This is a genomic window from Nitrosomonas sp. Is37, assembly GCF_033063275.1.
In the GTDB taxonomy this organism is placed as follows: Bacteria; Pseudomonadota; Gammaproteobacteria; order Burkholderiales; family Nitrosomonadaceae; genus Nitrosomonas.
On the sequence record NZ_JAWJYP010000027.1, the window covers coordinates 30,784 to 46,137 of the forward strand.

11 protein-coding genes are annotated in these 15,354 nt (G+C 45.2%); 6 read left to right on the top strand and 5 right to left on the bottom strand.

Going from position 1 to position 15,354, the window contains the following annotated elements; translation table 11 throughout:
• Nucleotides 1–8: 8 nt before the first annotated feature.
• Both R2Q26_RS12020 and R2Q26_RS12025 read right to left on the bottom strand, forming a co-directional pair.
• Nucleotides 9–803, bottom strand: a complete 795-nt coding sequence (locus tag R2Q26_RS12020) for a sterol desaturase family protein (protein WP_317536494.1) — start codon at nucleotides 801–803, stop codon at nucleotides 9–11.
• Nucleotides 804–966: 163 nt separating this feature from the next.
• Nucleotides 967–1,191 (bottom strand): hypothetical protein, encoded by a 225-nt coding sequence (locus tag R2Q26_RS12025; protein ID WP_317536495.1) that lies wholly within the window; start codon nucleotides 1,189–1,191, stop codon nucleotides 967–969.
• Nucleotides 1,192–1,686: 495 nt separating this feature from the next.
• On the opposite strand from R2Q26_RS12025, the gene R2Q26_RS12030 reads away from it, so the two are divergent.
• From R2Q26_RS12030 to dksA, 4 genes are all read left to right on the top strand, one after another.
• Nucleotides 1,687–7,143, top strand: a complete 5,457-nt coding sequence (locus tag R2Q26_RS12030; protein ID WP_317536496.1) for a peroxidase family protein — start codon at nucleotides 1,687–1,689, stop codon at nucleotides 7,141–7,143.
• A 277-nt stretch (nucleotides 7,144–7,420) separates the two neighbouring features.
• Nucleotides 7,421–7,810: a hypothetical protein gene (locus R2Q26_RS12035; protein WP_317536497.1), complete on the top strand. Its 390-nt coding sequence runs from the start codon at nucleotides 7,421–7,423 to the stop codon at nucleotides 7,808–7,810.
• A gap of 465 nt (nucleotides 7,811–8,275) precedes the next feature.
• Nucleotides 8,276–8,737: a CBS domain-containing protein gene (locus R2Q26_RS12040; RefSeq protein WP_317536498.1), complete on the top strand. Its 462-nt coding sequence runs from the start codon at nucleotides 8,276–8,278 to the stop codon at nucleotides 8,735–8,737.
• 561 nt (nucleotides 8,738–9,298) lie between these two features.
• Complete coding sequence (gene dksA / locus R2Q26_RS12045; RefSeq protein ID WP_317536499.1) at nucleotides 9,299–9,730, top strand: RNA polymerase-binding protein DksA; 432 nt, start codon at nucleotides 9,299–9,301, stop codon at nucleotides 9,728–9,730.
• 133 nt (nucleotides 9,731–9,863) lie between these two features.
• Here dksA and R2Q26_RS12050 read toward each other — a convergent pair whose 3' ends face one another.
• Together R2Q26_RS12050 and R2Q26_RS12055 are read right to left on the bottom strand one after the other, a co-directional pair.
• A complete protein-coding gene (locus R2Q26_RS12050; RefSeq protein WP_317536500.1) occupies nucleotides 9,864–10,283 on the bottom strand; it encodes a hypothetical protein in 420 nt (139 codons plus the stop codon).
• A gap of 186 nt (nucleotides 10,284–10,469) precedes the next feature.
• Nucleotides 10,470–11,483, bottom strand: a complete 1,014-nt coding sequence (locus tag R2Q26_RS12055) for a Kelch repeat-containing protein (protein WP_317536501.1) — start codon at nucleotides 11,481–11,483, stop codon at nucleotides 10,470–10,472.
• Between the two features lie 304 nt (nucleotides 11,484–11,787).
• On the opposite strand from R2Q26_RS12055, the gene R2Q26_RS12060 reads away from it, so the two are divergent.
• Both R2Q26_RS12060 and R2Q26_RS12065 read left to right on the top strand, forming a co-directional pair.
• A complete protein-coding gene (locus R2Q26_RS12060; RefSeq protein ID WP_317536502.1) occupies nucleotides 11,788–13,011 on the top strand; it encodes a YcjF family protein in 1,224 nt (407 codons plus the stop codon).
• The gene (locus R2Q26_RS12065) at nucleotides 13,008–14,570 is read left to right on the top strand and encodes a GTPase family protein (protein ID WP_317536503.1); all 1,563 of its coding nucleotides are present in this window, start codon (nucleotides 13,008–13,010) and stop codon (nucleotides 14,568–14,570) included. The genes R2Q26_RS12060 and R2Q26_RS12065 overlap by 4 nt, the downstream gene beginning before the upstream one ends.
• A gap of 151 nt (nucleotides 14,571–14,721) precedes the next feature.
• Here the strand turns inward: R2Q26_RS12065 and R2Q26_RS12070 are convergent, their stop codons facing one another.
• A complete protein-coding gene (locus tag R2Q26_RS12070) occupies nucleotides 14,722–15,120 on the bottom strand; it encodes a hypothetical protein (protein ID WP_317536504.1) in 399 nt (132 codons plus the stop codon).
• Nucleotides 15,121–15,354: the final 234 nt, after the last annotated feature.

Consider the following 15,354-nt stretch of genomic DNA (forward strand, 5'->3'; position numbering starts at 1 on the left):
TTCCTGATTTACTTTCGGAATGGGATGGCGAGGATGTTTATCAATCGGCTGCAGAACGCTGTATCACGCCACTCGCTCAAACCAATAGTCATATTACTATGGTCAGCCTCCGGCTGATCACGGTAAGTGCTAAATAATTTATCCCAGATGACGAGATTAAATCCGTAATTCCTGTTCAATTCTTTTACGATGACAGAGTGATGCACGCGGTGCATGTCGGGTGTGACGAGCAGCTGACGCAATATTCGATCTGGCATGTGCGGCAGGCGGATGTTGCTATGATTGAACATGGCCATGGCGTTGAGCACTATTTCAAAAATCAGCACGGCGAGTACAGGTGCACCCAGGATTGTGATAACTGCAAATTTGATGAGCATGGAAAGCAGCATTTCAAGCGGATGGAAACGTGCACCCGTTGTTACATCGATATCCAGATCAGCATGATGAGCGCGGTGTATCCGCCACAATAGAGGGACGGCGTGCATCATCACGTGTTGCCAGTAAATCGCCAGATCCAGCAAAATTACGCTTACTATAATTGTAAACCAGGCGGGAGGTTGTATCCAGTTGAATAATCCCCATCCGTTGATTTGAGCATAAATAGCCACGCCGATCCCTCCCATGGGAAATACCAACCGAAGAATCAGGCTATTGAGCAGGGAGAGCGCTAGGTTGTTACGCCAGCGCAGCATTTTTGAAACAGTCAAATGGCGCCTGGGTGCATATACCTCCCACCCTGCCATAAGGATGAAAATAGCAAAAAAGAATCCTAATCTGATAGCTATTTCATGTTCGATAGGCATGAATAGTAAGCAAATCCAAGTTACTTGAAAAAAATAATTGATTAATGCTGATGCTTATGCGGATGTCCAGGTATAGCATGACGGGCATGATCGCTTAACTGAGCTAGTTTAGAAAAATTACCTCGGCTAAATTCTGTCGAAATTTCCAACACATGTTTACGTATTAAACGAATTTGTTCAAAATCGGGTTTACTTTGGCAACAACCTGCTGAATTCCTTCTTCGTTTGTTTTAGTAAAAATATGTATCATTTTTTCGAGATCAAATGGTATGACATGGAAACCACGTTCTGCAATTTCATTGAGCCGCTTTTCATCTGCAGGCTTCATGGCATGAGCCGGAGAAGTAACAAATAGATCAAATAAAAGAGCTATAAAAAAGCCATCCATAACTGCCTCCTATTTAATCATATTGATAGCATATTAGATTTAGCGCCGGGTTTTAAAGTTAAAAGCTTTTTAAAAAGCATAACTGAAAATAATAAGTGCTGATACCTCATCTGGATCGCAGAACCTGGATTTAGTGCTGGATAAATTGTGAGCATTTGCAGTATTGCCCATCTGTTTCGTTCCACTTTAATATCATCATCAAGCTAAACAAGTTCTATCAATTATTGCAGAGGAGATTTCAAAGCTCGACTACAATTATTTATAAAATTTCCTATTCTTGTTTTTTTAAACATTTTCCTGAGATCAAAATAAAGATTTTGCTTATTTTTATTTCCTCCATGGAAGATTAGCCTTGTGCGACCATGTGAAGTTTAAGTGAAGTTTTAAGCACTGGTCGCTGGGATGTTTTTGTGCACCAACTTTATTGCTTTAAATTCAATTTGGTCATGAAAGCCTCTACAACAAACGGGTTACATCACGCTATGGGGAGAACAAATGGCAAATTTCAATAAAGCTGATCTCGAGTTCATTCTTAAACAAATCAAAATTGCAGAAGCTCATCCAGACGGAAATGTTCCGATTGGACTTGGCGCAGATCAAATTTCCAGCCCAATGCTACCCTATGGTTTGCGTACCGTAGACGGTTCTTATAATAATCTGGTTCCTGGCCAATCGGAATTCGGCGCTGCCGATAACGTGTTTCCACGCATAACTCCACCTGATTTCCGTTCCGCTGAAACGCTGCCGTTCGATCCAGATGGACCAGGACCACTACAAATTGGAGATCCAACCAGCTATACGCAAACAAGTGGCATCGTTGTAGATTCTCAACCGCGTATTATCAGTAACTTAATCGCCGATCAGTCCGCTAATAACCCGGCCGCTGTAGAAGCTGCTGGTCCTACTCCAGTCGTTTCTGATAATGGAACCCTTTTTATTCCTAATGTAGCGCCAGATGTAGGTTTGTCCGCCCGATTCAACTCGTGGTTCACGCTATTCGGCCAGTTTTTCGATCATGGTCTCGATCTGGTAACCAAAGGCAATAGTGGTATCGTGTTCGTGCCACTCCAACCGGACGATCCGCTGTTCGTTCCCGGCAGTCCAACCAACTTTATGGTACTGTCGCGTGCCACCAACCAGCCCGGTTCGGATGGAGTAATTGGGACGGCTGACGATATACACGCACATACCAACACGACCACTCCTTTCGTTGATCAGAATCAAACCTACACTTCGCATCCATCACACCAAGTGTTTTTGCGTGAGTACGTGCTCGTCAACGGCAAACCAGTAGCCACTGGCAGACTACTCGATCACGCAGGTGGAGGGCTCCCCACCTGGGCTGATGTCAAGGCACAAGCACAAACGATGCTCGGTATTACATTAAGAGATCAAGACATACTCAATATCCCGCTGCTCGCTACTGGTGCCTATGGTCACTTTCTACGCGGCCCCAATGGTTTTGCGCAAATCGTGACCGAAAATGGTTTGGTCGAAGGCAACGCGGGCGGGCTCACCGTACCTGCGAATGCGATCCGAACCGGCCATGCTTTCCTGGATGATATCGCGCACAGTGCAGTCCCATTTGGAGACCATGACAACAACCCAGCAACGCCCCAGCGAGCGCTCACTCCCGACACAAATAAGACTGCTGGTGTCGACGATAATAATCCCAGTACCTACGACAACGAACTGCTCAATGCTCATTACATCACCGGTGATGGCCGCGGTAACGAAAATATTGGCTTAACTTCAGTTCATCATGTCTTTCATTCTGAGCATAATCGTCTGGTTGATCAAGCCAAGAGTGTTATTGAGAGTAGTGGCGACGCTGTCTTCATAGCAGAATGGAAGCTACCTAATGGCGATTGGAATGGTGAGCGGTTGTTCCAGGCGGCACGCTTCGGCACCGAGATGCAGTATCAGCACTTGGTGTTCGAGGAATTCGCGCGCAAGGTGCAGCCCGGAGTAAACGCCTTTGCCGGTTATTCGGATGATATCGATCCTGCCATCGTTGGAGAATTCGCGCACGCTGTTTACCGTTTTGGCCATACCATGCTGACCGATACTATGGCGCGTATCAATCCTGATGGCACGCACGATGATATTCCTTTGATCGAGGCATTTCTCAATCCACTTGCTTTTGCAAGTAGTGGTACCGATGCCAGAGATGCAGCGGGTGCAATCGTGCGCGGCATGACCAATCAGGTAGGCAACGAGATCGACGAATTTGTAACTGGCGCGGTGCGCAACAATCTTCTCGGGTTGCCGCTTGATCTGGCAACGATCAACCTTGCACGTGGTCGAGAAACTGGCTTACCCAAGCTCAACGACGCACGTGAGCAATTTTTTACTGCAACTAACGATGCTGCACTCAAACCATACGGTAGCTGGGCTGAGTTCAAACTCGGCATTACTAATCCCTTGTCGCTGGTAAATTTCATCGCGGCTTACGGTATTCATCCGGACTTGCAAGCTGCTTCAACGCTTGCAGATAAGCGTGCAGTCGCTTTGTCCTTGTATGATGGCACGCATTCTGATTCTGTAGCTTTCCTGAATGGCAACGCGGCGGCTACCGGTGTCAATAATATCGATTTATGGATCGGTGGATTAGCTGAGAAGACCATGCCGTTTGGTGGCATGTTAGGTTCGACCTTTAACTTTGTGTTCGAAACACAGTTGGAGAAACTGCAGGATGGGGATCGTTTCTATTACTTAGGTCGCACTGCGGGACTTCATTTCCTGACCGAGCTGGAAAATAACTCCTTCGCCGAATTGATAATAAAAAATGTCGATGGCGTTAAACATTTGCCAGGTGATGTCTTTTCCCATCCGGACTACAGCTTTGAGATTGGTAATCTTGGCACTAGCGGCCCAATTGTGGATGATCCCAATACAGTAGATTATGACGAATCGGCATTGCCATCCGGTTCACTTATCCGCATGAACAATGGTACTGTACGATTTACAGGCGAGGAACATATCATGATGGGCGGTACCGAAGGTGCCGACCGGATGCAAGCGGGTAACGGCGACGACACCTTATGGGGTGATGGTGGTATCGATCGGCTTGAAGGTGGAGCTGGCAATGACATTATTCATGGTGGAGATGGCGACGATATTATCACTGATGAATTCGGCACCGACAATATCAAGGGTGAGGGCGGCAATGACGTCATCAGCGCAGGCGCAGGCGTGGATGATTTGATCCTGGGTGGCGATGGCAACGATTTCGTGGTGGGAGGTGCTGATCCCAAAGAAATTTTTGGTGGTACTGGCAATGACTTCATTATTGCTGGTAATTCGACAGACACGGTATTAGGCGGCGAGGATGACGACTGGATCGAAGGTGGCGATCAACCTGATCTACTGCAAGGAGACAATGCTGATCCATTCCAGGTGAGCCCGATCATCGGTAACGACGTTATCATTGGTGGTGGCGGTGACGATGACTATGACGCTGAATCCGGTGATGACATCATGGTGACTGGTGTCGGCATCGAGCGTAACGAAGGAATGCTTGGTTTCGACTGGGTTACCGCACGACTCGATACTTCGGAAGGTGTTACTGTCGGTCAAGATTTTGATTTGCTTCGTCTTGGTTTGTTGCCACCCGATCTTGACGCTATTCGTGATCGATTTGATATGGTCGAGGCTCTTTCAGGATGGAATAACGACGATGTCTTGCGTGGCGACAACCGTGATGCGGCGTTGATGATTGGTCATGAGCTCAACAATATCGGGCTTATCAGTGGTCTGCAACAACTGCTTGATGATGCGCATCGTGGCGTTAAACAAACTTCGTTTACCGGCGGTAATATTCTCCTGGGCGGCGGAGGCAGTGACATCATTGAAGGCCGTGGCGGCAATGACATTATCCACGGGGATAAGTGGCTTAACGTACGCTTGTCAGTGGTTGACGCCAATAACAACGAGATCCAAAGTGCCAATAGCATGACTGAGTTGCAAGCACAAATGCTTTCGGGCGAGATTAATCCGAGCCAGATCAGGATCGTGCGTGAGATTTTACCCACTACACCAGGAGTCAACGATATTGACACCGTTATGTTTTCAGGCAACCGCGCTGAGTACACCATTGGCTCTTTAAGCACCAAGTTTATGAAGGTTACGCATACGGGTGGCACGCAAGCCGATGGTTCCGATATCTTGATGGGTATCGAGCGCTTGCAGTTTGCCGATCAGACCATTACGCTCGTTCCATTGCCTAATAATTCGCCAGCATCCGGTACGATTACCATCAATGACACTACTCCGGGCGTAAATCAGGAGTTGCTCGCAACGCCAAATCTTAATGATCCTGATGGCGTTAATAACGCTACCATTGTGCTCACATGGCAGGCCGAGTTTACGCCTGGTGCTTGGATTCCCGTCGGCACTGGCCAGATTTTCACGCCAAGCGACTTAATGCTGAATGCTCCTCTGCGCGTAGTAGCTACTTTCCAAGATAACAAAGGTGCCAGTGAACAGATTATTTCGGGGGCTACGGTACCTGTGGTTAGCGCCAATGGCGTACCCGTGATCAATGATACGACCCCGAGAGAAGGAATGAAACTCAGCACTTCGGTTGCTAATATCACTGATCCTAATGGGGTCGTGGGAGTTACCTTTAATTACCAGTGGCAGGTAGGCGGTGGATTGATCTGGACTAACATTGCAGGTGCAACAGGTGCTAACTTCAGGCCGACGGAGTCGCAGGTCGGTCAGCAGCTTCGAGTGCTCGTATCCTATACCGACAATGCCGGTAATGCCGAGCAGCTTGCTTCTGCCCCAACCGCAGTAGTTGGTGATCTCTTCATCGACACTATAGGCAATGACATTTTCAATGGCACTGAAGGCGATGACCATGCTAATGGTGGTAAAGGTGTCGATACATTGAACGGGAATGGTGGTGACGATAAGTTAAAAGGTGGATTCGGTAACGACACAATTAACGGTGGTAGCGGTAATGACACAATTGATGGTAAGGGAGGAAACGACACGATTAACAGTGGAGTGGGCGACGATGTGATTTTGGCAGGTATCTCCAGCGGTTTCGATGCCATCGACGGCGGTGATGGCTCAGATCGGCTCCAAGTTACGGCTAACAACGTCGTTATTGGTCTGAGCTCTCTTGCGGGGATAGAGGAGATTTCTTCTGGTAGCTTCACTGGTGTGCGTATCGCCGGTACTTCTGCTGCTAATACGCTGGATTTCAGTGCCACTACGCTAACTGGCATCACAAGCATTAGCGGCAATGGAGGCAATGACATTTTGATTGGATCGACCGGTAACGACACCATAAATGGCGGAGCGGGTAACGATACGATTAACGGCGGAGCGGGCGATGATGTGATTCTGGTCCCTGGTACCAGCGGTTTCGACACCATCGATGGTGGCGTTGGCTCGGATCAGATCCAGGCTACAGCTAACGATGTCGTTATTGGTCTGAGCTCTCTTGCAGCGGTAGAGGAGATTTCCTCCGGTGGCTTTACTGGTGTGCGTATCGCTGGTACTTCTGCTGCTGATACACTGGATTTCAGTGCCACTACGCTAACTGGTATCACGAGCATTAGCGGCAACGGAGGCAATGACATTTTGACCGGATCAGCCGGTAATGACACTATTAATGGTGGATGGGGTAGAGACACGATTACCGGTGGAGCAGGTGATGACTTCTTAAACGGTGGTACCGGCTTCGATAGCTTCGTGTTCAATACTGCAGGTTTCGGTAATGATACCATCGGTGGCGGGGCGACAAAATTGTTCGACGCTATCGGCGGTACGGCATCGACGCAAGATCTGATTGATTTGCGCGGTCTCGGTTTAACTTTTACTGATTTGACAATTACCCAGGTTGGGACAGATACGCTCATTACGATCGGAGCGGATAGTATTACTCTGCTTGGGGTCAAAGCAGCCAAGATCGACAGTACCGACTTTATTTTCCAGTAACAATGTCAGGTGGCTGCCAAAACAGCTCATTAAGTTGCAAAAGTTATACGGTGTGGAGTCATATCAAGGCTCCGCACCGGTAGTTATTTAGGGACATTTTTTCCTGCATTTTGCACTAAGAATAAGGAGAATAAGAGGGGGGGGCTGCTGCATGAATATTTCTTGAGGGCAAACTGCGTATGTTGCTGTGTTATCATCAGTTTCTCAGATAGCATATCTGAGATTAAGTAGGAAGATAGCTAAATTTAAAAGAATTTTTTGAAGGGGAGATTACAACATGAATTTCGAAAGTGAAATGAAAGCAAGATTTGGAGGATTCTGGAATTCATTAGTGCTGTTACTCGTTGTTATTATTTGTTTGCGTTTTTCAGCTATCGAGTGGGCATCAGAAGATTTAGGAACGAGGTTATATCATTCATTTAAATTGTTTTTTTGGTGTGCGTTATTTGGCGTATTACTAGCTATTTTAAAAATCATCTTTTCAATCTCAAACCCGCCTTACTTACGATTGCCTGCTTCAGCCAATTTTGCTTGGGGTCTAAAACGCGGCATCACGATCGGTGGTTTCTTAATTCTACTTGTAGGCATACTCCAATTGGACAATTTCATGGGTGTGTTCCAGCCATTTATCGATAAGTTGCTACAAAAATTATTAGGTTTAATCTAAGCATTCTGCTGGACGCACCTAACTGACGTCGGCTTTTTAGTGATTGCACGAGTATCAAAAACACTGCGTGCAATCACATCAAAAGATATCAAAGAGTACTTTTAAATTCTTTTAGTACTCAAAAATCATAGAATCTATGATATTTAGCAGGATTTATGGGACTCCATAAGAGTGGCTGGAAGGGATTGAAAGGCAGTTCTCCTCCAAATGTCCACCCAGTAATGGGTTACGCCATGGAGATAATACGGATTTTCCACCTTTCACTCTCATCTAAATCATAAAGCATATGAAAGAGCAAGCAGTATCTTGTGCAAAGCAGGGATATTCGATTTATTGTCTGTTTTTAAATATTTCCATATTCTTGCGTTTATAAGTCGCTTGGTAGTGGTAGTTTAGATACTATAGATTAGATAATATGATGAGAATAATGAACCGGCGGTTTTTTACTCATAAAGGAGCATTATCATGAAAACTGTAAAGCAACTACTCCACAAGAAAGGACATGAAGTTACTACTATTGACCACGAAGCATCGGTTTACGATGCCATGCAGTTGATGGCAGCTAATAACATTGGCTCACTAGTGGTTATGAGAGACGATAAGCTGGCTGGAATCCTGACAGAAAGAGATTTTTCACGTAAATCCTATCTGTTAGATAAACCTGTAAAAGATATGCAGGTTAAGGAAATCATGACGCATCAAGTAGTCTATGTTGGTCTGGATAATACGAATGAAGATTGCATGTCACTGATCACCGAGATGCGAGTACGCCATTTACCAGTCATAGATGAAGGTAAAGTAATAGGGATAATCTCTATTGGTGATTTGGTGAAAGACACCATTTCAGAACATCAATTTGTCATCGAACAGCTCGAACGTTACATATATGAAACGCGAGTCCCTAGCCAAGGGATCCGAGCATCTTAAAGACTCGAACGTTACCATATATGATAAATACGTCGGGGTTTTGGCTGTAATATCTCTTTTCATTGGTTGCAGGTCGCTTGCTGGAAGCTGTGGTGGACCAGAACGCTGTCGATTGGATTGGGCCTGTTAGTGGTAACAAATTTTGCTCACCCTGACCAATTCATAAGCTTTCGAGATAAGCTGGAGCTATGAAAACTGGAATAAAGTGATTCATAAGCTGCTTCCACATAGTCACTTTATTGCTTCTGTAAAGTCGGCAGTAATCCGCAACTTAGTATCAGGCTGTTACGGTGGGTGAGCGAAATGTTTACTGGGGTTACAGCTTTGCCCCGCTTTTTTACATCTGAATTACTATTCGTAAATATATTCGTAAATATAGTATAAAACAAAAACTATTTCTGTATAATATGCGCCGCTGAAATTATACTCCTAATAAGGAGACAAGGATTTTAGTAATCTAGCAGGGCGGACTTGCTATATATATCTTTTTCTGCTATTCCTGTATGTTTAATTATTGCTAGTAATTAATAAAGACGGGAAATAAAGACAGGAGCATTCAGAATGCCACATGAGCCACATGAACTACAGAAACCAGTTGTTTCTTACAAACCAAAAAAAGGCGAGCCTTATATGAGTGATGAGCAGCTCGCATATTTTCGCAAGATTTTAGAGGATCTCAGGATTGGATTAGGGCAGGAAATAGATCGGGCTGTTCACGTAATGCAGGAAGAAGCGACAGTTTTTGCTGATCCTAATGATAGAGCCAGCCAAGAATCAGATATGACACTTGAGTTGCGCAATCGAGACCGGGAACGAAAACTCATCAAAAAAATTGCTGAAACGCTTGCAAAAATTGATGCAGGGGAGTACGGCTATTGTGATAACTGTGGTGTTGAGATAGGATTGAAACGACTTGAAGCACGTCCTACTGCCTCACTTTGTATTGATTGTAAAACCTTAGAAGAAATAAAAGAAAAGCAGTTAGCAAAATAATATTATTTGATTCTTGTTATTTTTTAGAATCAGAACTAAGTTCATGTCAAAAATTGGAATAGTATTTTAGCTTGGTCATAAAATCCTGGATAGCAGAAGGTCATCATCTTCTAGACGATGACCTTTTTACACACTAAATTTCTTTATTACGAAGCAATTCAACGAATTTTTCGCTAAATTGATATTTGGCGAAATTATTTTTACTTGATTCAGTGACGTTACTAACGAAGCCATAAGCTTCCAAAGTTTTTAATTGATCTTGTAAGCCATCGTGTTCATCTAAGAAATATGCCAGACAAGGTTTTGCAAGGCTCAAACTAAAACGCTGATTTTTCTTGAGAATATAAAATTCTCTCTGGAACTTGTAATCGGGATTATCCATATCCTGCTTCATCTCTTGCAAAAGTTTGGTATGCTGATGCCACAATCGATCAAATAGATTATTTATTTTTATGATCGCCTGTTGAGCTACGTGTGTATTCCATGAATGCGCGATAACAAAACCTATAGCCGTACCGATTAAAAAGCTAAATACCATGCTTATAATATCCATTCATATCTCCAAGATCTAACAAATAAGCTTTCCAAGTGTGAGGTAATATATTACGTCAAAAGCGAGATCTCGTAGGGTAAAATTCGTTGTGGTTTTCTTTGAAATGAGATGACTTAATTCGATATACAATATGGCTTATAAAGTATGCAAAGTCATATAAAGCTCCTAGTGGTTAGCAGAGAAATATCACTGGTTTAAGGTGGTGTTAGTCGGTGGTGGTGTAAAGACTTCGTTCACTTGACTGAATGAACCACCAGGCTTTGGACCACCGCTAATCACATATAGACGTCCATCGACCACAGCAGAGCCGAGACCATGACGTGCAGTTGGCATTGGAGCCATAGTGTGCCACTGATCCTTAATTGGATCATATGCTTCATTGGTGGCAAAAGTGCCCTCTCCAGATTCGCCACCGACCACGTAAATCCAGCCATTAATTACGCCAGCGGTAATGCCACTGCGGGCAGTAGGCAGGTTAGCACGAGCTCGCCATTGATTGGTTTGTGGATCATATTCTTCGACTGTTCTCATATTGTGATGATAGTCCAGATCAGGCCGACCACCAATGGCATAGATTCGAGATCCAGCCGTTGCAACAGCCAAATGGTCTCTGGAAGTAGGCATCGAAGCAGCAGATGACCAAGTATTGGTTTCTGGGTCAAAAATTTCCACCGCAGCAGAATTGTCTTTTCCATCATATCCACCAATGGCATAGATGCGATTCTGATAAACGGTGACACCTAGCGCACCACGGGCAGTCGGCATAGGAGCTAATTCACGCCATTTTGCCGTTGAGGGATTGTATTGATAGACTGTGGGAACCGCATGCCAGATGGACAAGAAGGATTTGGTGAATCCACCAATTATATATAACATGCCATTATGTGAGGCGATACCAGCGTGGTGCCGCCCTTCTGGTAGAGGAGTGGTAATAGACCAGGAATCAGAAACAGGGTCATATACTTCCACATCGCTGCTAATGGCAAATTTCAGGACATTCTGAAGCTTTGGCTCACTAAACCCACCCACCACATATATCTTACCTTTGACCATAGCCGCAACCACTTCCGTTCGTTTAGTGGGAGCGGGAGAAGCGGTTGTCCATGTGCCAACTTTAGATGTATCAGCGAAAATCAGACCCACTTTTGTCAAACAAAGAAAGAAAACGCCTGCTATGATGTAAAATTTCAAAGTAGACATATAAAGTTCCTCTATAGAGTTATCAACATCAATGAATTTACTCAGCTTGCAAGTTCTGATTTAACAATAAAAGAATTGACAAGCGTACGTCACACAGCCGGATCGTTAAAGTATTTTTTCCATTTATTAATTGACTATCGTATTGCCATGGCGTTTATGAACAGGTGCGGCTGGGTAGAGATGAGGTGACTGCCAAATAATATTTTTTGTTTCTGAGTGTAATAGCAGCAAAGCGCGTAAAATAGTCTTGAAAAAGGTATTACCGTACTCATCTATCTGATAATCAACTGATTTATCCATATTGATGAAATTTGATAATCTCAGAAACTGGCCAGAGTATTGGAAACAACTTCAGTCAGTTCTACTTGAACCCAAAGTAGACGAAGCTGCGCTGGAGTCTTCCTTGCGTGAAGCACGGAAAAGATTGCCGCTGCCGGTATTATGGCTAATAGGTAAAGCACAGGCAGGTAAAACTTCCATCATCCGAGCACTGACTGGTAACGAAGCAGCGGAGATAGGTAATGGGTTTCAGCCATGTACACGTCATTCTCGTTTTTATGATTGCCCTGGTGAAATGCCGGTAGTCAGGTTTCTTGATACGCGCGGTCTGGGGGAGGTTGCCTATGATCCGACAGATGACATTCATTATTGCGAATCTCAGGCGCATCTGCTGCTTGCCGTGATGAAGGTGGCAGATGTACATCAGGAATCTGTCTACCAGGTGTTACGGACAGTTCGTCAGCGTCATCCCGAGTGGCCCTTGTTGATTGTACAAACTGGCCTGCATGAACTCTATCCTGCAGACGGCAGGCATATCTGCCCTTGGCCCTATGGTGAGGAGCCTTTACCGAATACGATTCCACTCGAGCTGCGGCGTGCCTTACTTGCCCAGCGTACTGCCGCAGAAAAATTGCCTGGTTACATTCCAGTGCGCTGGATAGCTGTGGATCTTACTTTACCTGAAGATGGTTATGATCCAGCTGATTATGGTCTGGAAGCATTGTGGCAGGCAATTGAGTCCCTCTTGCCGTTCGGCCTGCAGCATCAGTTGACTAGTGAAAAGGAAGTGCGTGATCTTTATGAACGCACTGCCCATCAGCATATCGTCGGTTATTCACTGGCTGCGGCCGGGTTAGGTGCTCTGCCGGTGGTAGATTTGGTGGCAGTATCTACCGTTCAGGCAAAGCTCTTGCATGGCCTTGCGGTCCTTTACGGGCAACGCTGGGATAAGCGTACCATCACTGAGTTTCTTACGCTGCTGGGAGCGGGTATAGCATCCAGCTACCTGGCGCGTCTGGTGGGGCGTGTGGTCACTAAAGTTATTCCTGTTTTAGGGCAAACAGCAGGAGCAGTGTGGGGCGCGAGCTCCAGCGGTGCAACGACTTATGCATTAGGCAAGGCTGCAGTTTATTTTTTTACTCGGCGTAAGAATGGTCTCAATGTCGATCCTGAGACCCTGCGGCGAATCTATATGGAGGCGCTGGAAAGTGGCGCTTCCTTGCTTAAGGAGCGATTACGTGGTAAATGAAAACATTATTGCAGAGAACTGATCCACTGCGAGTATTCGCACTGATTTTATTAGGACTGCCAACACTCACTGTATTTGGATTGGGGATGCTATGGTTGTGGCAGACAGGCAATCTGCTTTACTGGGTGATCGCCATGGCGGTATTCAGCGCACTGAGCTATGGCTTGCAATATTGGCAAGCGAAACGTGATCGTCAAATGCTTGATGAAATTGTTACTGAACCTAATCCAGATTGGCCACCAAAGGCGGAAGCAGTCTGGCAGCAGGTCGAAAAGCTGGCAGATACGTGTGAGCCTGAAGACTGGCCGATCGAAGATTCATCCTGGATATTAGGACTGGGCAGGCGCGCGCTGGATACAGTATCACACTGTTATTATCCCCAAGCCGAGAAGCCTTTTCTAGAGCTCACTGTGCCGCATACACTGTTGATCATCGAGCAGGCGAGCCGTGATTTACGCAAAGATGTGACTGAAAATATACCGTTTAGTGATCGTCTGACAATTGGTGATTTGCTTCGGTTACATCGCTGGAAAGCTAAAGCAGAGCAAGCATACAATGTTTACCGGGCGGGTAGGGTGCTGATCAACCCGGTGAATGCTCTGTTTAGTGAGATCTGGCGGCACCTCCAAGAGCGCAGTTTTGGTCTCGCTCGCAGCGAGCTGCATCGCTGGTTCTTGCGTGCTTATATACGCAAGGTTGGTTATTATGCGATCGATCTCTACAGTGGTCGCCAGCCAGTGGCATTGGAGGAAGCCTCCAAACAGGTTGCGGAGAGGACACCCATTTCTCATGCCGATTTAAGTAAAATCGAACAAACTGCAGTCGTACCTGCAGAACCACTACGCATCCTAGTGCTGGGACGGACCAACGCTGGCAAATCAAGCATGATCAATGCATTATTCGGAAAACTCACTACTGCTGCCGATGTATTACCGGATACGACTCAGACAATTACCCCCTTTGTGCTGCAACGCGAAGGATTAACCCAAGCATTGATCTTTGATAGCCCGGGCTGTGACAGCACGCGCTTTAATGAGAGGCAAATACACGCCGCTGCGCTGGACGCGGATCTGATTTTGTGGGTCAGTCCGGCAAATCGCCCTGATCGGCAAACTGAGCGTCATTGTCTGGATGCCTTACGCGTATTCCAGAGTACGCAATTGAATCGCCGTTTACCTCCCATGCTGGTCGTCGTAAGTCATATCGATCTGTTGCGACCGACAAGTGCATGGCAACCACCTTATGACTTAAGTAATCAGCAGGACGTCAAGGCTATCAGCATTCGTGCAGCGGTGCAGGCAGTTGCGAATGATCTTGCGGTACCAATAGAGCAAGTTATTCCAGTATGTCTCAAGGAAGGAAGGATTTACAACGTAAATGATGCACTCTGGGCAGCCATACTGCACCATCAGGATGCTGCGCTCCGAGTGCGGCTATTGCGTTGCCTGGATGCGAAAAAACGTACAGAAGACTGGGTCTTGCTACGTCGTCAATTGATCAGTACCGGGCGGTTTCTCTGGAATTTGCCTGACAAATTGGGCAAGCGTTCGGGGGAGTGATGATTATGTAATTCACCATCATCGCGTTGACTGAGAGCATCGTGTCGAAATTTTTATAATCTGCCATATTATTGTAACGATGGATTTTGTAGCTAAATCATTATTTGCTGTTGCTATTGTAAAGTTGATGATTGATGATACGAGCATTAAGTTACTCGTATGATTCTATAAATTTAAATAAATCTTCTCCGATAGAGATTTTTAAATTACCAACACCGCGCGGTCGCCTAAATTTGATTTTTGGCTGTGGCCACACAAAAGTATTTTTAATATCGCCTACTAACAAAGATGCGGGTTTCCCTTTATAAACGATATCATCATTCCAATGATCGTCCCAATCTTCCTCTATATTATTTCTATGAGAATGATTTTTATGAGGTAATTTATACATCATTGGATTTAGCGCATCAGAGCAATCAATTTTAGGTTCAAAGATATCTCCAAGGCGGTTTTTTACTGCACTCTTAATTCTCAGTACTAGTCTATTATATTTTCCTAGATATTGATACAAATCTCTATGAGTTTCAAATACCTGATCAACTTTCATCATATAAAAAGATAGTGCTCACCAGTAAAACCATTTTTCTTTGCCCTTGAAGTCAATCCTAGTATCCATAATCCTTTTCATTCACTAGGTGTGCGATTTTGTCGCATGCTGTGTTTACAAGTACATAATGTTGCGAGTCCACCTTCAAGGTTAGGGCCACGAGCTATAGTCAAATCTGGTGTATAGAGAGTTAAGCGGCTGCCTGTTTTTGATCTCCTGATTGTTTAATACCGTTAA